The organism is Streptomyces sp. NPDC030296 (genome assembly GCF_055572815.1).
Map to the genome: position 1 here is coordinate 534,142 of NZ_JBVICQ010000001.1, position 25,433 is coordinate 559,574.

23 protein-coding genes and 1 pseudogene are annotated in these 25,433 nt (G+C 73.1%); 11 read left to right on the forward strand and 13 right to left on the reverse strand.

Going from position 1 to position 25,433, the window contains the following annotated elements:
• Nucleotides 1–36 precede the first annotated feature (36 nt).
• Nucleotides 37–3,804, reverse strand: a complete 3,768-nt coding sequence (locus tag ACZ4Z3_RS02240; RefSeq protein WP_468499525.1) for an ABC transporter ATP-binding protein — start codon at nucleotides 3,802–3,804, stop codon at nucleotides 37–39.
• A gap of 464 nt (nucleotides 3,805–4,268) precedes the next feature.
• Here ACZ4Z3_RS02240 and ACZ4Z3_RS02245 point away from each other — a divergent pair, with 464 nt between their 5' ends.
• Nucleotides 4,269–4,742, forward strand: a complete 474-nt coding sequence (locus ACZ4Z3_RS02245; protein WP_468499250.1) for a hypothetical protein — start codon at nucleotides 4,269–4,271, stop codon at nucleotides 4,740–4,742.
• 148 nt (nucleotides 4,743–4,890) lie between these two features.
• Here ACZ4Z3_RS02245 and ACZ4Z3_RS02250 read toward each other — a convergent pair whose 3' ends face one another.
• Nucleotides 4,891–5,514: a hypothetical protein gene (locus tag ACZ4Z3_RS02250; RefSeq protein ID WP_468499251.1), complete on the reverse strand. Its 624-nt coding sequence runs from the start codon at nucleotides 5,512–5,514 to the stop codon at nucleotides 4,891–4,893.
• A gap of 578 nt (nucleotides 5,515–6,092) precedes the next feature.
• Here ACZ4Z3_RS02250 and ACZ4Z3_RS02255 point away from each other — a divergent pair.
• Both ACZ4Z3_RS02255 and ACZ4Z3_RS02260 read left to right on the forward strand, forming a co-directional pair.
• Nucleotides 6,093–6,614 carry a hypothetical protein gene (locus ACZ4Z3_RS02255; RefSeq protein WP_468499252.1) on the forward strand — a complete coding sequence of 174 codons (522 nt, stop codon included), beginning with the start codon at nucleotides 6,093–6,095 and terminating at the stop codon, nucleotides 6,612–6,614.
• Nucleotides 6,615–6,795: 181 nt separating this feature from the next.
• Nucleotides 6,796–6,999, forward strand: a complete 204-nt coding sequence (locus ACZ4Z3_RS02260; protein WP_468499253.1) for a LuxR C-terminal-related transcriptional regulator — start codon at nucleotides 6,796–6,798, stop codon at nucleotides 6,997–6,999.
• 49 nt (nucleotides 7,000–7,048) lie between these two features.
• Here the strand turns inward: ACZ4Z3_RS02260 and ACZ4Z3_RS02265 are convergent, their stop codons facing one another.
• The 6 genes from ACZ4Z3_RS02265 to ACZ4Z3_RS02290 all read right to left on the reverse strand — a co-directional run bounded on the left by ACZ4Z3_RS02265 (nucleotide 7,049) and on the right by ACZ4Z3_RS02290 (nucleotide 12,738).
• Nucleotides 7,049–7,753 (reverse strand): ABC transporter, encoded by a 705-nt coding sequence (locus ACZ4Z3_RS02265; protein WP_468499254.1) that lies wholly within the window; start codon nucleotides 7,751–7,753, stop codon nucleotides 7,049–7,051.
• Complete coding sequence (locus ACZ4Z3_RS02270; RefSeq protein ID WP_468499255.1) at nucleotides 7,750–9,276, reverse strand: ABC transporter permease; 1,527 nt, start codon at nucleotides 9,274–9,276, stop codon at nucleotides 7,750–7,752. The genes ACZ4Z3_RS02265 and ACZ4Z3_RS02270 overlap by 4 nt, the downstream gene beginning before the upstream one ends.
• The gene (locus ACZ4Z3_RS02275) at nucleotides 9,273–10,139 is read right to left on the reverse strand and encodes an ABC transporter ATP-binding protein (protein ID WP_468499256.1); all 867 of its coding nucleotides are present in this window, start codon (nucleotides 10,137–10,139) and stop codon (nucleotides 9,273–9,275) included. Before ACZ4Z3_RS02275 ends, ACZ4Z3_RS02270 begins: the two co-directional genes overlap by 4 nt.
• The gene (locus ACZ4Z3_RS02280) at nucleotides 10,136–10,999 is read right to left on the reverse strand and encodes a zf-HC2 domain-containing protein (protein ID WP_468499257.1); all 864 of its coding nucleotides are present in this window, start codon (nucleotides 10,997–10,999) and stop codon (nucleotides 10,136–10,138) included. The genes ACZ4Z3_RS02275 and ACZ4Z3_RS02280 overlap by 4 nt, the downstream gene beginning before the upstream one ends.
• Nucleotides 10,996–11,538, reverse strand: coding sequence for an RNA polymerase sigma factor (locus tag ACZ4Z3_RS02285; RefSeq protein WP_468499526.1), 543 nt, complete (start codon nucleotides 11,536–11,538; stop codon nucleotides 10,996–10,998). Before ACZ4Z3_RS02285 ends, ACZ4Z3_RS02280 begins: the two co-directional genes overlap by 4 nt.
• Before the next feature lie 147 nt (nucleotides 11,539–11,685).
• Nucleotides 11,686–12,738: an esterase-like activity of phytase family protein gene (locus tag ACZ4Z3_RS02290; RefSeq protein ID WP_468499258.1), complete on the reverse strand. Its 1,053-nt coding sequence runs from the start codon at nucleotides 12,736–12,738 to the stop codon at nucleotides 11,686–11,688.
• Nucleotides 12,739–12,967: 229 nt separating this feature from the next.
• On the opposite strand from ACZ4Z3_RS02290, the gene ACZ4Z3_RS02295 reads away from it, so the two are divergent.
• Complete coding sequence (locus tag ACZ4Z3_RS02295; RefSeq protein WP_468499259.1) at nucleotides 12,968–14,209, forward strand: glycosyltransferase; 1,242 nt, start codon at nucleotides 12,968–12,970, stop codon at nucleotides 14,207–14,209.
• Between the two features lie 112 nt (nucleotides 14,210–14,321).
• Nucleotides 14,322–16,502 carry an RNA polymerase recycling motor ATPase HelR gene (helR, locus tag ACZ4Z3_RS02300; RefSeq protein ID WP_468499260.1) on the forward strand — a complete coding sequence of 727 codons (2,181 nt, stop codon included), beginning with the start codon at nucleotides 14,322–14,324 and terminating at the stop codon, nucleotides 16,500–16,502.
• Nucleotides 16,503–16,595: 93 nt separating this feature from the next.
• Here helR and ACZ4Z3_RS02305 read toward each other — a convergent pair whose 3' ends face one another.
• Entirely contained in the window at nucleotides 16,596–17,546 is a 951-nt protein-coding gene (locus ACZ4Z3_RS02305) for a serine hydrolase (protein ID WP_468499261.1), read from the reverse strand.
• 177 nt (nucleotides 17,547–17,723) lie between these two features.
• On the opposite strand from ACZ4Z3_RS02305, the gene ACZ4Z3_RS02310 reads away from it, so the two are divergent.
• The gene (locus tag ACZ4Z3_RS02310) at nucleotides 17,724–18,233 is read left to right on the forward strand and encodes a GNAT family N-acetyltransferase (protein ID WP_468499262.1); all 510 of its coding nucleotides are present in this window, start codon (nucleotides 17,724–17,726) and stop codon (nucleotides 18,231–18,233) included.
• Nucleotides 18,234–18,282: 49 nt separating this feature from the next.
• On the opposite strand, the pseudogene ACZ4Z3_RS02315 reads toward ACZ4Z3_RS02310, so the two are convergent.
• Nucleotides 18,283–18,531 (reverse strand): annotated as a pseudogene (locus ACZ4Z3_RS02315) (serine hydrolase domain-containing protein); the annotation flags it as partial.
• A gap of 84 nt (nucleotides 18,532–18,615) precedes the next feature.
• Here ACZ4Z3_RS02315 and ACZ4Z3_RS02320 point away from each other — a divergent pair.
• Nucleotides 18,616–18,939 carry a hypothetical protein gene (locus ACZ4Z3_RS02320; RefSeq protein WP_468499263.1) on the forward strand — a complete coding sequence of 108 codons (324 nt, stop codon included), beginning with the start codon at nucleotides 18,616–18,618 and terminating at the stop codon, nucleotides 18,937–18,939.
• Between the two features lie 354 nt (nucleotides 18,940–19,293).
• Nucleotides 19,294–19,683, forward strand: a complete 390-nt coding sequence (locus ACZ4Z3_RS02325) for a VOC family protein (RefSeq protein ID WP_468499264.1) — start codon at nucleotides 19,294–19,296, stop codon at nucleotides 19,681–19,683.
• 7 nt (nucleotides 19,684–19,690) lie between these two features.
• Here ACZ4Z3_RS02325 and ACZ4Z3_RS02330 read toward each other — a convergent pair whose 3' ends face one another.
• Nucleotides 19,691–20,374 (reverse strand): acyltransferase family protein, encoded by a 684-nt coding sequence (locus ACZ4Z3_RS02330; RefSeq protein ID WP_468499265.1) that lies wholly within the window; start codon nucleotides 20,372–20,374, stop codon nucleotides 19,691–19,693.
• On the opposite strand from ACZ4Z3_RS02330, the gene ACZ4Z3_RS02335 reads away from it, so the two are divergent.
• Complete coding sequence (locus tag ACZ4Z3_RS02335) at nucleotides 20,373–20,738, forward strand: DUF4180 domain-containing protein (protein ID WP_468499266.1); 366 nt, start codon at nucleotides 20,373–20,375, stop codon at nucleotides 20,736–20,738. The genes ACZ4Z3_RS02330 and ACZ4Z3_RS02335 overlap by 2 nt on opposite strands.
• Before the next feature lie 19 nt (nucleotides 20,739–20,757).
• Here ACZ4Z3_RS02335 and ACZ4Z3_RS02340 read toward each other — a convergent pair whose 3' ends face one another.
• Both ACZ4Z3_RS02340 and ACZ4Z3_RS02345 read right to left on the reverse strand, forming a co-directional pair.
• The gene (locus ACZ4Z3_RS02340; protein ID WP_468499267.1) at nucleotides 20,758–22,077 is read right to left on the reverse strand and encodes a phosphatase PAP2 family protein; all 1,320 of its coding nucleotides are present in this window, start codon (nucleotides 22,075–22,077) and stop codon (nucleotides 20,758–20,760) included.
• Nucleotides 22,078–22,336: 259 nt separating this feature from the next.
• On the reverse strand, nucleotides 22,337–23,485 hold the full coding sequence (locus ACZ4Z3_RS02345) for an erythromycin esterase family protein (protein WP_468499268.1): 1,149 nt from the start codon (nucleotides 23,483–23,485) through the stop codon (nucleotides 22,337–22,339).
• Nucleotides 23,486–23,576: 91 nt separating this feature from the next.
• On the opposite strand from ACZ4Z3_RS02345, the gene ACZ4Z3_RS02350 reads away from it, so the two are divergent.
• Both ACZ4Z3_RS02350 and ACZ4Z3_RS02355 read left to right on the forward strand, forming a co-directional pair.
• Complete coding sequence (locus tag ACZ4Z3_RS02350) at nucleotides 23,577–24,359, forward strand: TioE family transcriptional regulator (protein ID WP_468499269.1); 783 nt, start codon at nucleotides 23,577–23,579, stop codon at nucleotides 24,357–24,359.
• A 229-nt stretch (nucleotides 24,360–24,588) separates the two neighbouring features.
• Nucleotides 24,589–25,392 (forward strand): endonuclease I family protein, encoded by an 804-nt coding sequence (locus tag ACZ4Z3_RS02355; RefSeq protein ID WP_468499270.1) that lies wholly within the window; start codon nucleotides 24,589–24,591, stop codon nucleotides 25,390–25,392.
• The last annotated feature ends 41 nt before the right edge of the window (nucleotides 25,393–25,433 follow it).

Genomic DNA, 25,433 nt, shown 5'->3' on the forward strand with positions numbered 1-25,433 from the left:
GAGGGAAATCGGGAGGGAAATACCGGCGGCGAACGCCTACGCCTTCATCGCCGGCTCGCCCACGAAGGTCCGCCACAGGCGCGCGTACTGTCCGTCGAGGGCGAGGAGTTCGTCGTGGGTGCCGTCCTCGGCGACCCGGCCGTGGTCCATGACGACGACGCGGTCGGCGCGGGCGGCGGTGGTGAGGCGGTGGGCGACGACGAGGGTGGTGCGGCGGCCGGCGAGACGGTCGGTGGCCTGGTTGACCTGGGCCTCGGTGGCCAGGTCGAGGGCCGCCGTCGCCTCGTCCAGCAGCAGGATGTCCGGGTTCACCAGCTCGGCCCGCGCCAGGGCGATCAGCTGGCGCTGGCCCGCGGAGAGGTTGCGGCCGCGTTCGGCGACCTCGTGGAGGTAGCCGCCGTCGAGGGTGGCGATCATGTCGTGGGCGCCGACGGCCCGCGCGGCGGCCTCCACCTCGGCGTCGGTGGCGTCGGGGCGGCCGTAGGCGATGGCGTCCCTGACGGTGCCCTGGAAGAGGTACGCCTCCTGCGGGACGACGCCCAGCCGGTGCCGGTACGAGGCGATGTCGAGGGCGCGCAGATCGGTGCCGTCGACGGTGACCCGGCCGCCGGTGGGGTCGTAGAAGCGGGCGACCAGCTTGACGAGGGTGGACTTGCCGGCGCCGGTCTCGCCGACGAAGGCGACGGTCTGCCCGGCCGGGATCCGCAGGGTGATGCCGCTGAGGGCCGCCTCCTCGCCGTCGGAGCCCCCGTACTGGAAGTCCACGCCCTCGAAGGCGATGTCGCCGCGCAGCGACAGCACCTCCAGGGGTTCGTCGGCGGACTTCGTGGACGTCGGCTCCTGGAGCAGTTCCTGGATGCGGCCCAGGGAGACGGTGGCCTGCTGGTAGCCGTCGAAGACCTGGGAGAGCTGCTGGACCGGGGCGAAGAACAGGTCGATGTAGAGCAGGTACGCCACCAGGGCGCCGGTGGTCAGGGTGCCGGCGTCGACCCGCTGGCCGCCCACGACGAGCACCGCCGCGGCCGCGACCGACGACAGCAGCTGCACGAACGGGAAGTACACGGAGATCAGCCACTGGCCGCGCACCCGGGCCTCGCGGTAGCCGGCGCTGCCTGCGGCGAAGCGCTCGCCGCCGGCACGCTCGCGCCGGAACGCCTGCACGATCCGCAGTCCGGCCACCGACTCCTGGAGGTCGGCGTTGACGACGGAGATCCGCTCACGGGCGAGTTCGTACGCCTTCACGCTCGCCCGGCGGAAGAAGAACGTGCAGAAGATCAGCGGCGGGAGCGTCGCGAACACGACCAGGGCGAGCTGCACGTCGATCACGATCAGGGCGACCATGATGCCGAAGAAGGTGACGACGGAGACGAACGCGGTGACCAGGCCGGTCTGGAGGAACGTCGACAAAGCGTCCACGTCGGTCGTCATCCGGGTCATGATCCGGCCGGTCAGCTCCCGCTCGTAGTAGTCGAGTCCGAGCCGCTGGAGCTGGGCGAAGATCTTCAGCCGGAGGGAGTACAGGACGCGTTCGCCGGTACGGCCGGTCATCCGGATCTCCCCGACCTGGGCCGCCCACTGGACGAGGACCGAGAGCAGGGCCAGCAGGGACGCGGCCCAGACCCCGCCGAGGACCGCCTGGGAGACGCCCTCGTCGATGCCGTGCCGGATCAGGACCGGCAGCAGCAGCCCCATGCCGGCGTCGACGGCGACCAGGGCCAGGCTCAGCAGCAGCGGCAGCCCGAAGCCGCGCAGCAGCAGCCTCAGGCCGTAGGAGCGCTCCGGGGCGACCGCGCGGGCCTCGTCGATGTCCGGGGTGTCCCGCGCCGGGGGCAGCGCCTCGACCTGGGCGAGGAGCTCGGGGGTGGCGGGGGTGCCGGCGAAGGCGGCGTCCCGGGGCTCCCGGTCGCCGGTCCACAGCCGGGGCGTGATGCCGCGTTCGGCGTCGAACTCGGCGTCCAGCTCGTCCCTTATCGCGGCCCCCATCGAGTCGCGCACGGCGTCCTCGGCGGCGGGGGCCTGCGGGAGGTGGCCGGGTGAGACGCCGCCCAGCTCGTCGGGGTCGGTGAGCAGCCGCCGGTACAGGGCGGAGCGGCGCTCCAGCTCCTCGTGGGTGCCGATGTCGGCGAGGCGGCCCCGGTCGAGGACGGCGATACGGTCGGCGAGGCCGAGGGTGGAGCGGCGGTGGGCGATGAGGAGGGTGGTGCGGCCCTCCATGACGTGGGTGAGGGCTTCGTGGATCTCGTGCTCGACGCGGGCGTCCACGGCGGAGGTCGCGTCGTCGAGGACCAGCAGCCGGGGGTCGGTCAGGATGGCGCGGGCCAGGGCGATGCGCTGGCGCTGGCCGCCGGAGAGGGTCAGGCCGTGTTCGCCGACCTTGGTGGCGTAGCCCTCGGGCAGCTCGGCGATGAAACGGTCCGCCTGGGCGGCGCGGGCGGCGGCCTCGATCTGCTCGTCGGTGGCGTCGGGGCGGCCGTAGGCGATGTTGTTGCGGACGGTGTCGGAGAAGAGGAAGGAGTCCTCGGGGACCAGGCCGATCGCGGCGCGCAGCGAGTCGAGGGTCAGCTCGCGGACGTCGTGGCCGCCGATGAGGACGGCGCCGCGGCTCACGTCGTAGAAGCGGGGCAGCAGCAGCGAGACGGTGGACTTGCCGGAACCGGAGGAGCCGACGACGGCAAGGGTCTCGCCGGGCCGGATCTCGAAGCTCAGCCCGTCCAGCACGGGGCGGCCGTCCTCGTAGCCGAACGACACGTCGTCGAACTCGACTGTCGCGGGCGCGTCGGCGGGCAGCGTCTTCGTGCCGTCGGTCAGCGTCGGCTCGGTGTCGATCAGCTCCAGCACCCGCTCGGTGCCGGCGCGGGCCTGCTGGCCGACGGTGAGGACCATGGCGAGCATCCGGACGGGGCCGACCAGCTGGGCGAGGTACGTCGAGAAGGCGACGAAGGTGCCGAGCGTGATGTGCCCGCGCACGGCGAGCCAGCCGCCGAGCGCCAGCATGGCGACCTGGCCGAGCGCGGGGACGGCCTGGAGGGCGGGGGTGTACCTGGAGTTGAACCGGATGGTGCGCAGCCGCCCGGCGAACAGCCGCCGGCCCACGTCGCGCAGCTTCCCGGTCTCCTGTTCCTCCTGCCCGAATCCCTTCACCACGCGTACGCCGCTGACGGCGCCGTCGACGACGCCCGCGACGGCGGCGGCCTGGGCCTGCGCGTACCAGGTGGCGGGGTGCAGCCGGGCGCGGCTTCGGACGGCGATCCACCACAGGGCGGGGGCGACGGCCAGCGCGACCAGGGTGAGCGGGATGGACAGCCACGCCATGACGACGAGGGAGATCAGGAACAGCAGGAGGTTGCCGATGGTCATCGGCAGCATGAAGAGCAGGCCCTGGATGAGCTGGAGGTCGCTGGTGGCACGGCCGACGACCTGCCCCGTGGACAGCTCGTCCTGACGGCGCCCGTCGAGCCGGGTGATCGTGCCGAACATCTCCGTGCGGAGGTCGTGCTGCACGTCGAGGGCGAGGCGGCCGCCGTAGTAGCGGCGGATGTAGGTGAAGACGTAGACGAGGACGGCGGCTCCGACGAGGGCACCGGCCCAGGGCATCATGGCGCGGGTCCTGTCCCCGATGACGTCGTCGATGATCACCTTGGTGATCAGGGGGACGACGGCCATCACGGCCATGCCGGCGAGGGAGGAGCCGAGGGCGAGGACGACGTCCTTGGGGTACCGCCAGGCGTACGCGGCGAGCCGACGCGCCCACCCGGGCGCCCTCTCCGCCCGCTCCGCCTCCGGTTCCGTCGCCGGCTCCCCCATCCGGTCCTCCCCCTGTCGCGCGGCCACGCGGTGCCCTCCTCGTCGTCGTCCGGGGTCGCCCCGGAGGTATCCGGAACACACCAACGCGGGGAACTGCGGATTTCATCCCGGCGCAACAATCGGCGCCCGGCGCCGGGGCGGGGACGAGCACGAGCTAGGAGGCGCTCACAAGATCCCTTCGAAGGCGAGCACCGGATCGAGTCGCCCGGAGCGGCGATCGAGCCTACCCCCACAGGGGTGATTTGCTCGGAAATAACACGATGGCACCGAGGGAGAGGGAGATCTTATGCCCACCTACGGGGTATTTGGACTCCCCACTCACAGCGAGAAGGCTGACCAATATCGATCATCCATTCGACAAAATGCTTGTAGATCCTCAAGCACCTGAGCAACCATCGGTGTCGATCAACGGGGGACCCGTCCGACGGAAATACGGGGCCACCGGAACCAAGAGGGGGAACGATATGAGCACGCGCACAGCCGCCGTCTGCGCCGCAGCGGTCATGGCCACGATCACGCTCACCGGCCAGGCGTCGGCCACTCCGCAGAGCGCCGGCCCGGACACGAAGTCCGTCTCCTCCGCCTTCCAGCCCCCAGTTGCGGGTGGCACCGCCAGCTGCTCGACGACCGGGGCACGAGGCACCATGGGCACGAAGCGGCCCTCTGGGGACCACTGGCCCTACGCGGAGTTCAAGGTCGCTCTGTCCGTCACGGACACGGCCGCTGACGATCACCACGTACGAATCCGCTTCCTCCACAAGCCTGTCGGCAGCCAGCAAGTCTTCACGTGGCCGTGGCACTCCCTCACCTCGGGCAAGGGTGACACCCTCACGCTCAGCACCACCGCCCAGGCCGAGGGCGGCATTGCTGAGACCGGGGTCGAGGTGGCGCGCTTCGAAGGCAGTCGAAAGCTCAACTCCTGCACCGACTGGACCTGACCGGCTGCGGCCGTGGTCGGGCCATGAGGTGCCCGGAGACCCCGTCCACAGCGGAAAGGCTGAGGACGGGGTCTTCACATGTGACCCGCTTACCGTCGGCGGCAGGGCGGGGGCGAAACCGGGCCTCGGCCCTCTGACGGCCGCCCGGTCAGTACAGCTTGTTGACGGCCGTGATCGTGGTCTTCTTGAAGGCGGCCACGGGCGCGTTCGTGAAGTCGCCCAGCTGGCCCCACTTGACGACGGTGACGGTCCGGCCGTCCCGTCCGACGGACAGCAGGGCGATGTCGTTGGCGCCGCCGGACGTCTCGGTGTTCAGGCCGCGGACGTGGGCGCCCTCCTCGACCGCCAGCGTCCCGTAGTCCCGGCCCTCGGCGTCGATGTCGGGCGAGGACTGCTCGAGGCGGTCGGCGCAGGTGCGGATCAGGTCGTCGTAGTGCTTCGCCAGGGCCTTGGCCTGGGCGGCCGTGCCGGTCACGACGGTCAGCTGGACGGCGCTGGTGTCCAGGTCGGTCCGGAACTCCCGGTGCCGGTAGTCGTAGGACGGCACGCCCTCCGTGCTCACGCAGAGGCCGAGCGCCTCCGGGAATCCCTCGGTGACCGGCCCGGCGGTCCAGGACGACGTCGGGTGCGGCGGCAGCTGGGAGGCCGACAGGAACTTGGGCGCGGCGGCCTTCGTCGCGGCGCCCGCGGCCGGCGCCGTGAGGACCGTACCCGCCGCGAGGGCGGTGACGGCGAGTGCGGTGAGAGCGCTCGTTCGGATGCGCATGGACATGGGTGTTCCCCCTGTGGATGAGTCCGTGGACGTCGATACCGCGACGAGGCCGGTCGGTCGGTCCGGGCCTCGTCGGTGCGGCACCAAGAGCATCAGCGGTCACACCGGCCGGACGCAACAGCCGACGGCCGATCGAGCGGGGTGGAACCATCCCAGCCCCTGTGACGTGCGGATACACGGGCGCCTGGGATGCCGTCTGGGCCGGGTGGGTCTCCGCGCGCTCCCGATCCCCGAGTGATCAACACTGACGCCTGAGCGACGGAGCACCTGACCCGGCCCGAGCGACCCACGGGCTCCGCCGTCCCGGAGAAGAAGCCGAAGGCGGGCACCTCCCGTCCGCCCGGCGCGAGGGCGAGCCAGGCGACGAACTCGTGGCTGCCGCCGCACCGGAGTCCGCGCGGATCAGCGTCAGTGCTGTGTCCGCACAGGTGGGCCGCGCTGGAACGACTGACCGAGGTGCCCGACCCGCGTGATCCGCTCGGTTCACCGACTGCTGCCGAGGATCAACCGCGACGCCCTGGACCGGGCCGTGGGCCACTGGCCAGCGCGTGTGTCGGAAGTGCTCTACGTTGGCTGACGTGAGTGAGCGGGGGCAGAGTTACCGATATGTCGGACCGGTCGAGCTGAAGGCTGCGGTTCGGCCTGACAGCGGCGGGTGCCCGATCAGCTCGGCGGCTGAATTCGACGCTTGGATCGCTAAGCGATCGGTGGCGGAGCTGGCCGAACCGTTCACCTTCGTGGTGGACATGGACGGTGTGCTCCGGCTGGCGCCGCGGCAAAGCGAGCACGTTGCCTGTGCCGGTGGAGACATGGTTCTGAGTGCCGGCGAGATCAGCTTCGTGCGCGAGACAGACCGGTGGGCCGTGAGCGAGGTCAGCAACCAGTCCACCGGGTACTGCCCGGACGTCACCTCTTGGTCGGAAGTTGCCCGTGCACTGGACGACATAGGTCTCGGGCGGCCCTCCGGCTTCACCCACGAGGTGGTGTTCCGACGGTGCCTGGGCTGCCAGGAACGCAACATCGTGCGCGAGGACGACTTCGTCTGCGTCTTCTGCGGCAACGATCTGCCGGAGACGTGGAACGTGGATCCCACCGAGTGACGATCGAGGGTCAAAACCACTGGGTCGGCATGCGGCGGCCGACCACAGCGGGAGCCGGGCTTCTGACGGCTGGATGTCTGATCAACCGTGTCCGGGATGGTGCAGCGGATTCCCCTGCGTCGCAGGTAGGCGCGGTTCCTGCGGGAGGCGTAAGCCTTGCCCGCGCGGACCCGATCGGGACATGTGGTCGGCCCGGCCCGATGCGGGGCGCGCGGCCATCGCGAGCCGACTCGGCATCAGCACCCGGACCGTCGCCAGCCATCTGAAGAAGGTCGGTGACCTGCTGGGCAGCAACAGCCGTGCCCAGCTGGCCTATCTGACCGCGAAGAGCGGTCTTCTGGACGACGCCGCGTCGAGCGCCTGCGACTGCGACCGCCCGTCCTGAGGCCCACCGGCTCCCCCACCGGCGGGCCCCGCGGGTCCCCGCTCCGGGCTCAGTGGCCGCCGCCCCGCCTCGGCACGCCGCCGCCGCGCCCCGGCACTCCGCGCGCCCGGCGGCGCGGTTCCGGGCCGCACGCCGCCCACACGGCGAGCGTGGCCGCCAGGATCCCGGCCCACAGCGTGTGGGCGTCCGCCCAGCGCGGGTCGCCGGGGGGCACGAACAGCGCGTGTTCGTCCGGGAGGAACACGGTCGCCGCGACCGGGAGCGCCGGCAGCGCGGCGGCGACCGCCGGGCCGGGCAGCCGGACCGCGCTGAACCGGACCGCCGCCCCGGCGAGCGCCAGCGCCAGCCCGGACAGCGCCGCGGCCTCGATCGTGAGGGCCCCGGCGGGCAGCGCGGCCCAGGGCCCGGCGTCGGCGCCCGCCCGTACGACGCCGAGGACCGCCGCCCACCAGACCGCGCCCGCGAGCCCGACGACCGCCACCCGCAGCGTCTGCCGCAGCGGGCGCGGCACGGGAACGGCCCCGGTGGTGTGCCGGGCCGGGTCGTCCAGCGCGAACGCCGTGCCGACGGCCCCGCACAGGGCCGTCGCCCGCACCACATCGGCCAGGACCGCCGCCGGGAGGTCCAGCGAGAACAGGGCCGGTACGGCGGCGACGACCATCCCCAGCGCCCAGCCGCCCGCGAGCAGCCGCCACGGCAGGGACCGCACCGTGGGCCGCGTCAGGGCCGCCACCACCGCCGCCCACCGCCTCACGCGCACATCCACTCCCGGTCGGCGGCCGTCTCGGCCGGGGCGGTGACGCCCAGCAGGGCGGCCGCGCGGTCGGTGGTCGTCCCGGCGGCGGACAGCTCCGCCCAGTGCGCCCGCACCGCGCGTCCCACCCGCTCCCGCGGCAGGTCCAGCAGCCGCTCGACGACGGTGAGTTCGCGGTCCCGCAGGGCGATCGCGGTGGCCGGCGCCTGGATCACGCCGGGGCTGTTGTAGGCGTTCCCGGTCTCGACGAACAGGGCCTCGCCGTCGCGGGTCGCGCGGATCGCCAGCCACACCATCAGCACGCCCCGCGCGTCGCAGTACGCCCCTCCGTACCGCTCGTGCCCGACGACCAGACCCCGGGCGACACTCGCCGCGAACTCCAGTTCCCGTTCCCCGCCCCAGGCCGTGCTCGCCGTCAACTCGCCGGGTGCGGCGGGCGAGAGCTCCCGGACACCCGACGGCCCGCCGAGGGCGTCGACCTTCTGTCGTACGGTCAGGGCCCTTTTGGTGCCTGCACCCCCAGCGAGGGACCGCACCCGGTCCGTGACCCGGGCCCACTCGTCGATCCAGGGCGTGAACTCGGGAAAGGCGCAGTACGTCGTCGGCCCGCGCCGCTCGCAGTCCTGCACCTCGGCCGGGTGGCGGGTCGCCACCTCGCGTGCCTCGCGCATCGCGTCCGAGGGTGCCGTGCCCTGGAGTACGACGGCGGCCACGAGCGCTCCGAGTGCCGTGAGCGCGGTGGCCCGTACAGCCCTGGTCCGGCCGCCGCTCGCCCGGACCGCGCCCGCCGCCGCCAGCACCGCCAGCGCCAGCAGGTACAGGGCGTGCCACCCCGCGGGCCGCCCCAGCAGGCCGGACGGCAGCGGCCGGGCGCCCTCGTCGAAGAGGACGGGCGCCAGGCCCCGAAGCCAGGCGGGGCTACTGGAGTCGGCCACGAAGACGAAGGCGGCGGCGATGACGGCGACCGCCGCCAGCGGGGCCACGAACGACGACCGGATCAGCCGGCCCAGCAGGACGCCCAGGACGGCGAGCAGCAGGATCAACAGCGGCCCGGTCACCAGTTCGAACACCGAGCCGTGGCCGACCGCCCCGGGTTTCAGCGCCTCGGCCGTGAACTGCCCGGCCACGATCAGCGCCCCGACGAGCACCGTCGGCAGCACCGACAGGACGTGCGCGCAGGTCCGCCGCCACGGCTGCACCACCAGCACCGCGAAGGAGCCGTCGGTGCCCCGTCGGTGGGAGCGCAGCACCCCCAGGTTCGCGGCGATCATCACCGCGAGCCCCAGCAGCAGCTGGCCGAACTGGGTCTCCCGGTCGACGTCCTGGAGCACCGGGTAGGCGTCCTCGGGTTCGCCGCCCGGCCACAGCAGCAGCGCCAGGTACCCCGCCAGCGAGACCAGCACCAGGGGGTGCAGCAGCAGACGCCGCGCCTCCACGCGGGCCAGCGCGAGCACCGCCCGCAGGCCGTCCCGTGCCGACGGCGGCGCGGGCGCGGTGACCGGGGTCCGGGTGAGGGCCGTCATACCGCCACCTCCGTCACCGGGTCGCCGCCGAGGGTCAGCAGATAGCCGTCCTCCAGCGTCGGCTCGACCAGCCGGGCGCCCTCGGGCGGGTCGCCGACGTTGCGGAACTCGCCGGTGCCGGTGCGCCAACCGGCACGGGCGCCCGGCTGCCGTTCCGTGCTGCGCCACACCCGGCCGTCGGCCACCGCCGTCAGCTCGGCCGGGGTGCCGTCGAACCGCACCCGCCCCTGGTCCATGACCACCACCCGGTGGCACAGCATCGCCACGTCCTCCGTCTGGTGGGTGGACAGCAGCACCGTACGGCCCTCGCCGGCCTCCGCGATCAGCTCCCTGAACCGCATCCGCTGCTCCGGGTCCAGGCCGACCGTGGGCTCGTCCAGGACGAGGAAGCCGGGGTCGCCGACCAGGGCGGCGGCCAGCGCCACACGCTGCTTCATGCCGCCGGAGAGCTTCCGGATCCGCTTTCCGCGCACGTCCGCGAGCCCGACCGCGTCGAGGACCCGGCGGGCCTCGGCGTGCCGGGTCCGCCGGTCCGTCAGCTCTTTCAGGATCGCCACGTAGTCGACGAACTCGAAGGCGGTGAAGTCCGGGTGGAAGCCGGGGTTCTGCGGCAGATAGCCGAGGACCCGGCGGGCGTCCTGCCGGCCGGAGACGGTGCTCGGGTCGTGGCCGAGCACGGTGAACGCGCCGTTGTCCGGCACGGTCGCCGTGGCGAGGATCCGCAGCAGCGTCGTCTTGCCCGCGCCGTTCGGCCCGAGCAGGCCCGTGACGCCCTCGGTGAGGCGCAGCGTCACCTCGTCGACGGCCCTGGTGCCGCGGTAGCTCAGGGTCAGGCCGGCGGCCGAGACCGTGGGTCGTGTCATGACAGCCTCCTGGCTGCGGATCGAAGGGTTCGCGAGGACCGGAGGGACGGGCCGGGCAGGGCCCCGCTGTCGAAGCGGTCGCGTGCCGCCACCAGCAGCACCGTCGCCACCACGGCGACCGCCGCCGCCCCTCCCTGGCCCTCGGCGGTGAAGGGCAGCGGTGTGCCGGAGGCCAGCAGGCGGCTCAGCGCCACCAGGGCGGCCCAGGCGCCGCCGACCAGCGCGGGCGCGAGGACAGGCCCCAGCCGGGCCGTCAGGGCGACACCGGTCGAGGTGAGCGCGAGGGCCGGCAGCAGCCAACCGAGCGCCGCGACACCGAGCGACGGCAGCGCCAGGCTCGCCAGGGCGCTCAGGGCCGTCGTCGTGGCGAGCACGGCGACGGTCCGCACCATCAGCAGCCGGAAGGTGTGCATCGGCGCGACGACGGCCGTCTCGTACGTCGGGTCGAGGCCGGGGCCGAAGGACACGGCCACCCCCGCCAGCGGCAGCAGCGGCGCCGTGGCCAGCAGCATCAGCGGGGACGCGGCGAGCGCCACGCAGACCGCGAGGGCCAGGGTGAGCACCACGGCGCCGAGCCAGGAGCCGCGCAGCAGCGGGGTCGCCGCGAGCAGCCGCGCGGTGTGGTCGGCGACCCCGAACCGGATCAGCAGCGACTCGACGGGGCCCGGCCGCGGGGCGTCGAGTTCGGCGTCCAGCCGCGCCCAGCCCAAGTCGGTGGCGGCGGCCGGCACATGGGACCCGAGGGCCGTGCGGCAGTCGGCACAGGCGGCGAGATGGGTCTCGACGGACCACAGCCGGGGTGGCGCCAGCGCTCCGGCGGCGTACTCCCGCAGGTCCGCGTCGTCCGTGTGCCAGCTCATGCCAGGCCCTCCCGCAGTTGCTTCCGGGCGCGCATGGCCCGGGTCTTGACCGTGCCGGGCGGTATGCCGAGCAGGACGGCCGCCTCACGGGTCGTCAGTCCGTCGATGACCGTGGCCTGGAGCACCGCCCGCAGTTCCGGCGAGAGCGCGGCGAGCGAGCCCGCCAGGTCGCCGTGGCGGACCCGGGCCAGCACCTGTTCCTCGGCGGACGCCTCGTCACGGTGGCGCAGCCGGGCCAGCGCCTGGCGGAGCCGGCCGCGGGCGCCGTCGCCGCGCAGCGCGTCCACCAGCCGGCGTGACCCGATCCGCCACAGCCAGCCCGCCACGTCGCCCTCCCGGTGGTAGCGGGCCGCTCCCCGCCACACGTCGAGGAACGTCTCCTGGACCACGTCGTCGACCAGCACCGGATCGGCGCACCGCCCGCGCAGCCGCAGGCCGAGCCACGGCGCGTAGTGGCGGTACAGCTCCTCGAAGGCGCGACGGTCGCCGTCCGCGACGGCCCGCATCAGCTCGGCGTCGCCCGGACTCCCCCGCTTCATGTCGCTCACACCCCCTCATCGGACGAGGGTGCCCCAACGGTTCACGCGGCCTCTCCCCCGACGGCCGAGGGGCCCCACCGACAGGTGCGGCGGGGCCCCTCGACCGGCAACGGGCCCGGAAACGGACAGCGGCAACGGCCGGGCGACTCAGGGCAGGCGGACCCGCAGCGCGTAGAAGCGGGTCGTCTGGACGGCGTTCTGGTTGTCGTCGCTGACGAGCAGTACGTCCAGGCGGCCGGCGTGGCGTCCGGTGACCGTCATGCCCTCGATGTTGTCGAGCAGCGGGTTGGGCTGCGGCTGCTTCGCGGTGGCGCCGAGGCTCGGGCAGTTGACGAGGTCGGCGAGGAGGGTCTTGTGGACGAGCCGTACGCCGTCGTCGTCGCCGGTGAGGACGGCGACGCCGCTGGTGTCGGTGGCCCGGCGGGGGTCGGCGAGGTACAGGCGGACGGTGTTGCCGACGCCCGCGGTGAAGCCGCGCTCCAGGACGAGCAGCCGCCCGCCGGGCAGCCCGGCGGCCTCCACCACGCCGAGGCCGCTGTCGGCGCGGTAACCGTACTGGGCGCCCAGCCGGAAGTCCCGGCCGCCGCCGTGCCGCCGCCAGGTCTGGAAGCGGACGACGTCGGTGGTGTCGCCGGTGAGCGCCTCCTCCATGGAGGCGAGCAGGGTGCGTCCGCCGGGCAGGAGGGTGAGTCCCTCGAAGGTCTGGTTGGCGGTGGCCCGCCCGGCGGGGGCGACCCTCAGCATGTCGGGCACCGGTAGCCCGCCCAGCGGCCGGCCCGCGCGGTCGTACCGGCGTACGGACGGCTCGGTCTCCGAGGCGACCAGGCGGGTGCCGTCCCGGTCGACGGCGAGGCCCTCGGCGTCGAGCGCGGCCCCGGTGTCGGTGGCCAGCGGCACCACGGTTCTCGGCCTGAGGGTGCGGGCGTCGAGGGCGAAGAGGGCGGAGCGGTCGGAGAGCGCGAGGAGGGAGCCGTCGGTGTCGGTGGCGAGGGCGGAGAAGTTGCCGACGAAGGCGTCGCCGTACGTCGTCTTGTCGAGGGCGTCGGAGTAGCTGGCGAGGGACACGGCGGGCGAACAGGCCCTGTCGGCCTGGGCGTTCGCCGGTCCGGCGGCGGTGAGACAGGCGGCCGCGGCGAGACCGGCGGTGGCGGCGGCCAGTACGGTCCGCGGGCGGGTCGTCGAAGGGGGTGTCGGGCGCATGGCGGTCACCGTAGGGCGGCTCGATGCCGTCGAGGTGGACTCCCCGTGAATCGGCCGGATCCGTCCGTCGCGGGCCCCGGAAACAGCGCCGGAAACAGCGAAGGCAAGGAGTCACGCACTCCTTGCCACTCTCAACGTATAGCGCATGGGGGGCCTTGCGGCAAGGCCCCCTCCGTCCCGCACAATCACCGGCCGAAGCCGTGGTCGACGGGAAAACGGGGAGCACTTCATGCGTGTGCTGTTGATGTCGTACGGATCGCGCGGGGACGTGGAGCCACTGGCGGGACTCGCGGTGCGGCTGCGGGAACTCGGTGCCGAGGCGGTGGTGTGCGCGCCCCCGGACGAGGAGTTCGCGGAGCTGCTGGCCAGGGTCGGCGTCCCGCATGTGCCGTTCGGTCCGTCGGTGCGCGCGCTGGCGGTGGGGGCGAAACCGCCGACGCAGGAGGACGCGTTCCGGCTGGCGGCCGCCCTGGTCGCGGCGCACTTCGAGACGGTCGGCGCGGCGGCCGAAGGGTGCGACGCGCTCGTGGCGACCGGACTGCTGCCCGCCGGCGCCCGGTCCGTCGCCGAGCAGCACGGCCTGCGCTACGTGTACGCCGGCTTCCATCCGCTGGGGCTGCCGTCGCCCCACTTCCCGCCTCCGGGCCGCCCCGGCCCGCCGGCCCCGCCGGACATGACCGACAACCGGGCGCTGTGGGACCTGGACGCGCAGCGGGTGAACGCCCTGTACGGCGAGGCCCTCAACGCTCACCGGGCGACGATCGGCCTCGCCCCGGTGCACAACGTCCGCGACCACGTCTTCACCGACCGGCCGTGGCTGGCGGCGGACCCGGTCCTCGGGCCGGGCGAGGGGCTGACCCATCTCGACGTGGTGCAGACCGGCGCGTGGTTCCTGCCGGACGAACGGCCGCTGCCCGAGGACCTGTCGGCGTGGCTCGCGGCGGGTGAGCCCCCGGTGTACGTGGGCTTCGGCAGCATGGCCATGCGGTCGCCGGACGTCGCCCGGGTCGCCGTCGAGGCGGTCCGCGACCGGGGCCGCCGGGTGCTCGTCGGACGCGGCTGGGCCGGGCTCGGCCCGATCGACGACCGGGACGACTGCTTCGCCGTCGGCGAGGTCGGCCATCAGGCGCTGTTCCCCCGCGTGGCCGCCGTCGTGCACCACGGCGGTGCGGGCACCACCGCGACGGCCACCCGCTCCGGGGCGCCCCAGGTGGTCGTACCCCAGGTCGTGGACCAGCCGTACTGGGCGGGCCGCGTGGCCGACCTGGGCATCGGCGCGGCCCACGACGGCCCGGTCCCGACGTACGCGTCCCTGTCGGCGGCGCTGGAGGTGGCACTGGCCCCCGAGACCGGCCGCCGGGCCGAGGCGGTCGCCGCCGACATCCGCACCGACGGCACGACGGTGGCCGCGCGGCTGCTGCTCGACGGGGCCGACGGGACCGACGCGGACACGCCCCTCGGGTCCGCGTGAGCCGTCTCCCATCCCCGTGGGGACGACGCGGACATGCCCTTCGAGTCCGCGTGAGCCGTCCCCCCACACCCGTGCCGCACCCCGGGTCCGCCCCAGATCGGAGTCAGTCACCGTGAATTCCCTGTCCACCAGCGCGTTCGACCTTCCCGAGCGTCTCGCCGCCAAGGCCGACCCGGCGCTGATCGCCGGTGACGAGCGGCATCTGGCGGCCGTCGCGGAGTGCCTGGAGCAGACGATCGCCGAGGTGTCCGCCCGTCTCGCCGCCGAGCGCAGGGCGCCGGGCGGCACGGGCAGGCAGGCGATGGACCGGGACGCGGAGATCCACCGGCTGAGCGCCCGGCTGCGCACCCTGCGCCGCTTCGGACTCGATCTGTGCCTGGGCCGCATGGTCGGCGCGGACGGCGCCGAGCCCGTCTACGTCGGACGGCTCGGCCTCACGGACGGCGCGGGCCGCCGGCTGCTCGTCGACTGGCGGTCCCCCGCTGCGGAGCCGTTCTTCGGGGCGACCCACGCCCACCCGATGGGGCTGGCGAGCCGCCGCAGGTACCGCTGGACGGACGGCCGGATCAGCGACTACTGGGACGAGGTGTTCACCCCGGACGGGTTCGAGGGGCACGCCGCGCTCGACGACCAGTCCGCGTTCATCGCCGGTCTCGCCGGCAACCGGTCGGAGCGGATGCGGGACGTCCTCGGCACCATCCAGGCCGACCAGGACGCCGTCATCCGCGCGGGCTCCCGGGGCGCCCTCGTCGTCGACGGCGGTCCCGGCACCGGCAAGACGGTCGTCGCCCTGCACCGCTCGGCCTACCTCCTGCACGCCGACCCCCGCGTCGACCACCGCCGCGGCGGCATCCTCTTCGTCGGCCCGCACCGGCCGTACCTGTCGTACGTCGCCGACGTCCTGCCGAGCCTCGGTGAGGAGGGGGTGCAGATCTGCGTGTTGCGGGACCTGGTCGCCGAGGGCGAGGGCGCCGGGACCGAGGCCGACCCGGAGGTGGCCCGGCTGAAGGCGTCCGCCGGCATGGTGCGGGCCATCGAGGAGGCCGTCCGGTTCTACGAGGAGCCGCCCACCGAGGGGCTGCTGGTCGAGACCGACTGGTCGGACGTGTGGGTGAGCCCCGACGACTGGGCCGAGGCGTTCGCGGCGGCGGAGCCCGGCACCCCGCACAACGAGGCCCGCGAGCAGGTGTGGGACGAACTCCTTACGCTCCTGGTGGACAAGCACGACAAGCACGACGACGGGATCTCGCCCGACCTGCTGAGGAAGGCGCTGGCGCGGGACCGTGACCTGCCGGCCGCCTTCGACCACGCGTGGCCGCTGATCGAGGCGGCCGACCTGGTCGCGGACCTGTGGACGGTGCCCGCCTATCTGCGCAGGTGCGCACCCTGGCTCGGGCCCGACGACGTACGGAGGCTGCGGCGGGCGGCGGACCCGAAGGCGTGGACGGTGTCCGACCTGCCGCTCCTCGACGCGGCCCGGCAGCGGCTCGGCGACCCCGAGACGGCCCGGCGCAGGCGCCGCCGGGAGGCCGTGCTCGCCGCGCAGCGCGTCCGTATGGAGCAGGTCGTCGACAACCTGATCGAGGCGGCGGCCGTCTCCGGCGCCGACGGGGACGACGGGGAGGGCCTGGTGGTGATGCTGCGCGGCGCGGACGCGCGGGTGAGCCTGGTCGACGAGTCCGAGGTGCCCACCGCCGACCCGGATCTGCTCGCCGGCCCGTTCGCGCACATCGTGGTGGACGAGGCGCAGGAACTGACCGACGCGGAGTGGCAGATGCTGCTGCTGCGCTGCCCGTCGCGGAGCTTCACGATCGTCGGTGACCGGGCGCAGGCCCGGCACGGGTTCACGGAGTCGTGGCGGGAGAGGCTGGAGCGGGTCGGTCTCGACCGCGTCGAACTGGCCTCCCTGAGCATCAACTACCGGACACCGGCGGAGATCATGGCCGAGGCCGAGCCGGTCATCCGGGCGGCGCTGCCGGACGCCAACGTCCCTACATCGATCCGCAGCGGCGGCGTGCCCGTCCTGCACGGGTCCGTCGAGCGGCGGGACGCGATCCTGGAGGAGTGGCTCGCCGCACACGGCGAAGGGATCGCCTGTGTCATCGGCGATCCCTCGTTCCGGGCGACCCCACGGGTCCGCTCCCTGACCCCCGAGCTGGCGAAGGGCCTGGAGTTCGACCTGGTCGTCCTCGTCGACCCTCAGGACTTCGGCACCGGCATCGAGGGAGCTGTGGACCACTACGTGGCGATGACCCGGGCGACACAGCGACTCGTCGTCCTGACGAGCGGCTGACGCCCGCCCGGCTCGCCGTCGACGCTGGTCGGACGTCGACGGCGGGCGGGCGGGCACGGCCGGCGGGTCTCCGCCGGTTGGCCGGACGTCGGATCAGCCGGTCGGCGGCACCGCCGGGAACGCTTCCTGGGGGTCGCTGGTCGGCACGTAACGCTGCGCGCTCGCCGCGCTCGTCACGGGCACCAGGTCCTTGTGGATGACCTTGGCGACGGCCTGGATGCTGTTCACGCCGTACGTCATGTCGGGGTTGCCGTGGGTGAGGACGGTGATCCGGTAGTCCCGGCCGCCGCCCTGGAACACGCCGACGGAGTGCACCCGCCAGCCGTGCGTGGCCCGCGACAGCCAGCCGTTCTTGACGTGCACCTTCACCGAGGACGGCGCCCCGGCCGGGGTGCCCCAGCGCTGCGAGGAGACGACCTTGTTCATCAGCTTCAGGACGTAGGCGCGGGCGTTGTCGCTGAGGACGGTGTTCTTCTCGGCGAGGAGCGCGAGCAGCCGCTGCTCGTCGCGGACCGTGATCTGGGTCAGGCCCCAGTAGTTGTTCGCGCCGGGCTTGGTCTGGGTCATCTTGGCGGCCGCCAGGAAGCCCTTGATCTTGGTCATGCCGAGCTGCTTCCACAGCGAGCTGGTGGCGGCGTTGTCCGACTTGGTGATCATCGCGGTGGCGAGCTTGGTCTCGCGGTCGGTGAGGAACCGGTTGGTCTTCTTGGCGTCCCACAGGAGCGCCGCGAGCACGGTCACCTTCACCACGCTGGCCGAGTCGTAGGCGGAACTGCCACGCAGGGTGCAGGTGGTGTCGGTGGTCCGGTCGTAGACCCCGACGGCCATCGTGCCCTTGCGCTTGGCCACCGCCGCCGCGATGTCCTTCTGGAGTTTCTCGGCCAGCCCCGCCTTGTCCGAGGTGCAGGTGACCGGCGGCGGTGCGGCGACCGCGTTCGGCGCGAGGGCGACGGTCAGCGGCACGAGCAGACCGACCCCTAGGCCCGTGGCCAGCACACGGGTTCCGCGGGACGTCCGGCCCGTCCGGGACATCCGGTGAGTCATGAAGGTTTCCCCCTTGAGTGACGGCGAACGCACTCGTGGCACGTTCACCCCACTCGACTCGCAAGGATGGCCGAAAGTTGTACGCCAGTTCGTCATTTCCGGCACGGGTTCACGGCCGGTGTTAACGTCCCAGGGCGACACCCCCCTGAAATCCGATGAAACGGACATTCACCCGCCATGCCCCAGTCGTGGACCACGCGCGCCGAGACCGACGCGGACATCCCCGCCGTCCATGCCGTGCATCTGGCGGCGTTCGGGCGGCCCGAGGAGGCCGACCTCGTCGAGGCGCTGCGCGCCGACGCCGGCTGGATCGACGGCCTGTCGATCGTCGTCGCCGGGGAGGACGGCACGGTCGTCGGCCACGCGCTGCTGACCCGCTGCCATGTCGACAGCACTCCGGCGCTGTGCCTGGCCCCGGTGGCGGTCCTGCCGGACCGTCAGCGGACCGGGGCGGGGGCGGCGGCCGTCCGGGCCGCGCTGCGGGCCGCCACATCGAGGGGCGAACGCTTCGTCGTCGTCCTCGGCCACCCGGAGTACTACCCCCGGTTCGGCTTCGGCCGCGCCTCCCTGCACGGCATCCGCCTGACCGTCGACGTCCCCGACGAGGCCCTGATGGCCCTCGCCCTCGACCCCGCGCACCCCTTGCCGAGCGGAACCGTGCGCTACGCGGCACCGTTCGGCATCTGACCGGCCGCCCCGCCGGAGCCGCCCAGGTTCGGGTGGGTCCGCCCGTACAGCGGTCCTCGGTGCAGAGGGCCGCGTCCACCGCGCCCCGCAGACGGCGGAGGCTGTCGCCTGCCGCCGCCCAGGTGGTGGTGTAGACGGTCACGGTGCCCCGGCCGCCCGTGGCCCGCCCTCCGGCGACCGAGCTGCCGGGGAGGTCACCGCCGTGGCCCCAGTAGGCGCCGCCGCAGCTGAGGGGGACGGAGGAGACGCCGTAGCCGTAGCGGCTGCCCGGCGGGTAGACGTCGTGGCCGCCGACGTCGCCCTACACTCCCCGCCAGACAGGGTGCCCTCCCCGCGCGCGGCGGGGAGGGCACCGTGCGTCAGGGAAGCTCCAGGAGGCCCCTTGCTGGTCCGTGCGTCGTCGTTCACCGTCGAACTCGGCGAGAACGGCTGCCTCATCGGCTTCACCGACGACTACGCGTACCCGGCGGAGATGCCCTTCGGCCGGCGCTGCGGCCCTGCCACAGCCAACAGCGCGGTCGTCCACACCACCACCGACACCGGCCCCCTGCGGATCACCGTCCAGGTCGTCGGTGTGGCAGTACAGACGCATACGCACCCAGCCGTCGGAGGCGTCGAGGGCGGGCCGGGCCGGGACCGGCGTCCATCGCGTCGCCCTGTTCGAGGGTGGCGAGGCACACGTCGGGGAGGTCGGCGGGCAGGCTGAGTTCCTCGGCCGGCTCCCAGTCGCCGTCGGTCTCGGCGGGCGGCGGGGCGTCGTGGAAACCCGAGCCCGGCATCGGCGACCACGGCGAACGCCTCCTGGTCCAGCTCTGGTCCGCTCCCGAGGCGCCCCCCGTCCACCCCGACCTCACCGAGGAACGGGGCCGGAGGGCGCGGCCTGTCACCGAGGACGGCGGGGCTCTCCCGGAAGGCGATCGGCCGGCGTCCGGCGGTCCTGAGGTACGCCATGCGTGTCGTTCCGGCGGAGCCGGACCCTGTGGGGCCGGATCCTCGTCCTTCGGGGCGGGGAGCATGTCAGAAGTTCCACGACCTGAACGAACACACCGGAGAGCACCCCATGAGGATCCACATCACCAGCGTCTTCGTCGACGACCAGGAGAAGGCCCTGCGTTTCTACACGGACGTGCTGGGCTTCGTGAAGAAGCACGACGTCCCGATGGGCGGCACGGACCGGTGGCTGACCGTGGTCTCCCCGGAGGAGCCCGAGGGGACCGAGCTGCTCCTGGAGCCCTCCGGCCACCCGGCGGTGCGGCCGTACAAGGCGGCTCTGGTCGCGGACGGCATCCCGGCCACGTCCTTCGCCGTGGACGACGTCCCCGCGGAGTACGACCGCCTGAGCGCGCTCGGCGTGCGCTTCACCCAGCCGCCGCTGGAGATGGGCCCGGTCACCACCGCCGTCCTGGACGACACCTGCGGCAACCTGATCCAGCTCGTCCACAGCGCGTAGGCCCGGACTACCGCGGAGGGCGGCGCATCCCGAGCAGGAACCGCGTCACCCGCGTCCTGCGCACCCCGTACTCGTACGCCACGAGGATCACCACGAGTGAACCGGTCACGATCGCCGCGTACTTGACGGCGATCGGCGCGCTCCAGCCCACCACCCCGTAGGCGAAGGCCACCACGACCGGCTGGTGCAGGACGTAGAGCGGCATCGCCGCGAGCGAGAGGTACGGCCATACGCCCCGCCCGCCTCCGCGCGCGCCCTCGACGGGCCCGGCGGAGGGGCGCCGCCGGTCCAGCAGGCCCAGGATCGCCAGGACCCAGCACCAGCCCGCCGCCCCGAACAGGGCCCGGGTGAGCAGCGCGAGCGGCGCCCAGGAGGTGAAGGGGTCCTCGTCGCCGGCGACGAAGCCGGGGGCCGTCGCGGCGAACAGGGCGACGCCGAGCACGCCGACCGGCACGGCGGCGCGGCGCAGGGCGGCACGGACACGCGGGTCGTCGGCCAGGGCGTGCCCCGTGAGGAAGAACAGCAGATAGGCCCAGCGGTTCCAGCCCGCGAAGCTCTCCTCCATGCCGAGGAACGCGTTCACGAGGGCGAGCGGGAGGGCCGGGAGCAGCAGGAGGGACGGGCGGCGGGGTTCCTCCGCCGGGAAACGCGTGGCCCGGGGGCGCGCTCGGCACGTAGCCTCGACGTCCATGACGATCACCCTGCGGACGATCCACGACGTGCCCGTGCTCCTGTGCGCCCCCGAGGGCGAGCCGATCGCCCGCGAGAGCGACGTCCTGGATCTCATCGGCGACGCCGGGTACCACGGCGCCGCATGGGTCGTCGTCCCGGCCGAGCGGTTCGACGAGGCGTTCTTCGAGCTGCGGACCCGGGTCGCCGGCGACATCGTCCAGAAGTTCGTGCAGTACCGCGTGGGCCTCGCCGTCGTCGGCGACATCTCCCGCCACACGACGGCGAGTACGGCCCTGCGGGACTTCGTCCGTGAGTGCAACCGCAACCGTCAGACGTGGTTCGTGTCCGACCTCGACGAGTTGGGTGAGCGGCTGAAGGGCTGAGGTGGTCCCGCCGCGCCGCTCAGACCAGTTCGAGCCGTCGTTCCGGTCTGGGCAGCGGCGCGGCCTTCGGCTCCCACCGGCCGGCGGTGCGCGCGTAGCCGTAGATCACGGACCCCATGGCGGTGAGCAGCATCGGCCCGGCGATCCACGGGTACCTGGCCATCTCCTCCGGCAGCCAGCGGTACGACACCAGCAGCGCCACGAACACGGTCGAACCGTAGGCGACCAGTTGGAGTCCCGAGCGGTCCCAGCCCCGGTCGTAGGTGCGCAGGGCGGCCTCGATGGTGAGGGTGAACACGACACCGGCGATGAGGTCCACGCCGTAGTGGTAGCCGAAGCCGAGCGTCGCGCAGAGCGTGGCGACCAGCCAGAACGTGCCCGCGTAGCGCAGGGCGCGGGGGCCGCCGCGGGAGTGGAGGAAGATCGCGGTGGCCCACGCGGTGTGCAGGCTGGGCATGCAGTTGCGCGGGGTGATCCCGTCGTACGGCATGGCTTCCGGGACGCCGATCGGCGGGGCCGTGTGCGGCCACAGGTCGGCCACGGCCCAGTGGGCGCCGCCGGTTCCCATGGCGCCGCCTCCGTAGGCGAAGACCGGCCCCACCACCGGGAAGATCATGTAGATGCCGGGGCCGAGGAGGCCGATCACCAGGAACGTGCGCACCAGGTGGTGGCGGGGGAAGCGGCGTTCGGCCACCACATGGCGGAGCTGGTACAGGGCGACGGCGACGGCGGCCACCGCGAGCTGGATGTAGATCCAGTCGAGGAGGTGGGTGCCGACGGGTCCGGTGGCCCGGACCAGCCGGCCCATCACCCATGACGGGTTGCCGAGCGCGTGGTCGGCGGAGGCCAGGTACTGGTCGAGCACCAGCGGCTGGGTCTTGGAGGTGATGAGCAGCCACGTGTCACCGGTCTTGCGGCCGGCCACCAGCAGCAGCCCCAGCCCGACCCCCTTGAGGAGCAGGGTCCTCTCCCGGCCGGTACGGCGGGTGAGGGCGATGACGGCGCAACCGAGGATCACCCACAGCGCGCCGTTGCCGAACATCATGTCGGCGCCCACGGCCCACCGCACCAGGAAGAAGACGAGGTCGATGCCCACGGCGACGGCGGCCGCGATCAGCCGTTGCCGCCGGGTGAGCACCACCATCGTCAGCGCCATGCTGGCGTACAGCAACGGCCCCGATTTGGGGGCGAACACGACTTCTCGGGCCTGGTTGGTGAGCGGTCCCGGCAGGCCGTAGTGGCGGGCGGCGATCTCCAGTGCGACGAAGAATCCCAGCGCCGTCACGCTCATCGCGGCCCACAGCAGGACGCGGGGCCGGCGCCATTCGACGGAGGACATTCCGCTGCTTATTCGCGAGAACACCCGCGAGGCTATGGATATCAACTTATACGGCCATGGTGTCGTTCAGCCGGCTGGATCTCTTCGCACTGGACGGCATGGGTTCTCCGGTGAACGGGTCGGGTCGGTCGGCTGGTCACAAGTCGTACACAGGGTTGCAGGCCCAGGAAGGAAGACGAAAGGGCACCCCCGGAGGTTGCCCTGCCGCACCCGCCCCGCCCGTCCGCCCGTCCGCCCGTCCGCCCGTCCGCCGGGACCCTCACCCCGCCGCGATGTGCAGGACCGCGTCGGCGCCGTCCAGAGTCGCCCGGTCGAGGGGGAAATAGCCCTGCGGGGGTGTGGTGTCGGTACGGGTGCGGGCGGTCGGGATCGCGGCGGCCGGGGTCAGGGCCCAGGTGGCGACCCGGCGTTGCAGGCCGCCCTCATAGGTGTCCGGGTCGGGTTCGCCGAGCGCGGTGGCCTCGCTGCGGCCGAGGCTGCCGGCGACGAAGGTGTACCGCTCGCCCTCCAGCGACGCCACGACGGCTCCGGCGCCGTACCAGTTCACCTCCGTGTCCCCCATGCGCAGGGTGCCGGGGTTCCGCTGGAGGTGGAGGTTGTGGGAGAAGACCAGGGTCGGGCCGCGGCGGGCCTCGGTCCGGCGGATGTCGAGGAGGTTGCGGGCCATGAGCATGTCCCGGGTGACGCACAGCCGGGTCACCCGCGCGCCCTCCTCGATGCGCTGGGCCGCCTCCCGGTGATAGCGCAGCAGCCCGATGACGGCGGTGAGGTGGATCCTGGCCCGGGCCCAGGCGTCCCGCGAGGTCGCCGCGATCAGCTCCGGCGCGCGTTCGTGGAGCGCGGCGAGCATGTCGTCCGCGATCACGCGCAGCCGTGCGGCGTCCGCCGAGTCGCCGACCGACCGGGCGGGGTCCAGGACCGCCTCCGTACGGCTCCACCGCTCGTCGTCGCCCACGAGGTGGGCGACGTCGAGATCCGGGCCGGGGGCCGGGCTGTGCCGCAGGTACGCGGCGGCGTGTTCGAGGTAGGGGCGGGGGCTGGGGGCGCTCATGGTCTCCAGCGGGGCGTCGAAGCCGTGGAACGTCAGCCGCTCCTCGGGCGCCCGGCCCTCGTTGTACGCGCGCATCCAGGCGATCAGCCGCCGGTTGCCGTCCAGTTCGCCGAAGCCGTGGGAGAAGCCCTCGCGCATCACCGTGTCGAGGGTGCCGACCCCCTCCCGGACGTGGTCGTCCACGGTGAGCGCGGCCACGCGGTCCGTCTCCAGGGCGACGGAGCGGAAGCCGTGCCCGACCAGTTCGGCGAACAGGTCGTTGCGGAGCCGGGCGAAGGCCGGTTCCTGGTGGGTGGGTTCGCCGAGCGCCAGAAGGTCGCACGACGGGGGCACGAAGTCTCGGATGTCCTGACTCATGAGCCTCCATCGTATCTTTGAAGGCTCGGTTGAGACTTGGCGCCGCATTCCGCATGCACGGCTGCTCGACATGACCGTAAAGTCTCAAACGATGACGAGCCTGCGACCTTCCGATCTCGCGCGTGAGCACGACCTGTCGGCCCAGGCGGTCCGCAACTACGAGCGGGACGGGTTCCTCCCGCCCGCCGAGCGCACGGACAGCGGCTACCGCCTCTACACCGAGGTGCACGCGGCGGCCCTGCGCGCCTTCCTCGCCCTCGTCCCGGCTTACGGACACGGGGCCGGCGGCCGCATCATGCGCGCGCTGCACGACGGCGCGCTCGACGACGCGCTGACCCTCATCGACCGCGGCCACAGCGGGCTGCTCCGCGACCGGGAGACCCTCGAAGCGGTACGGGACGCCCTCGGCCGGTTGACGGCGGAGCGGGCGGGGGCGAGGGGGGCGACGGAGGTGACCAGGCCGGAGGCCCATCGGACCTGGAGTGTCGGCGAGTTGGCCCGCCACCTCGACCTCACCCCGGCCACGCTGCGGAAGTGGGAGGAGGCCGGCGTTCTCTCCCCCGCGCGTGACCCGGCCACCGGGTACCGCGTCTTCCGCGCCGACGACGTCCGCGACGCCGAGCTGGCCCATCTGCTGCGGCGCGGCGGCCAACCACTGGACCACATCGCCGCCGTGGTCCGGCGGATCCGCACGGCAGGCGGCGCGGACGCCCTCGCCGCCTCCCTCGACGACTGGCAGCGCAAGCTGACCGCACGGGGCGTCGCCATGCTCCAGGCGGCCACCCATGTCAGCCACTACCTGACCCTGCTGGACATCCCGGCCCCGCCGTCCGCCGCCCCGCCCCCCTCCCCAGCCGACCCGGAGCACGCCTGACGTCGCACGTCAATCAGGGTCTCCCCTTGGATCGGGGCGGACAGAGAGCCTCGGGTGAACGGGAGTTGACGCGTTCTCGAAAACGTCACCGAACCGCCCCCTGCCCTTTACACACGGACTGACCCGTCCATGCCAACCTCTCGATTACCCACACAGTCAACCCGCGTAGACCGAGGCTCCCCGAACCACCCCTCGTTCCACGCGGCCCTCTGGGAAGGGACAACCCCTCATGCCTGCTGCGCGGATACGCAGTTGGAAGACGGTCGCGCTCGCGACGTCGGCCGTGCTCGTCGGTCTCGTCCTGCCGACGGCCACCGCCGCCCCCGCCTCGGCGACGACGACGGCGTACGACGACACGTACTACGCGAACGCGATCGGCAAGACCGGCACGGCGCTGAAGTCCTCGCTGCACACGATCATCAGCGACCAGACGTCCCTCTCGTACTCGGCGGTCTGGAACGCGCTGAAGGTCACCGACCAGGACCCCAACAACAGCAGCAACGTGAAGCTGCTGTACAGCGGCATCTCCCGCAGCAAGTCCCTCAACGGCGGCAACACCGGCAACTGGAACCGCGAGCACGTGTGGGCCCAGTCCCACGGCGACTTCGGCACCTCCGCCGGCCCCGGCACCGATCTGCACCACCTGCGGGCCGAGGACGTCCAGGTCAACGCCCGGCGCGGCAACCTCGACTTCGACAACGGCGGCAGCACGTTCACCAACAGCGGCGGCAGCCTCATCGACTCGAACTCCTTCGAGCCGCGCGACGCGGTCAAGGGCGACGTGGCCCGCATGATCCTCTACATGGCCGTCCGCTACGAAGGGGACGACGGCTGGCCCAACCTGGAGCCCAACGACTCCGTCGACAACGGCGGCACCCGCTTCCACGGCCGGCTCTCCGTCCTGAAGGCCTGGAACGACGAGGACCCGCCGGACGCGTGGGAAGAGCGCCGCAACGACCTCATCCACTCCAACTACCAGGGCAACCGGAACCCGTTCATCGACCACCCGGAGTGGGTCGAGGCGATCTGGTAGCGGCGGCGCCGTGCCGCGCGGGCTCCCGGCCGACAAACGGC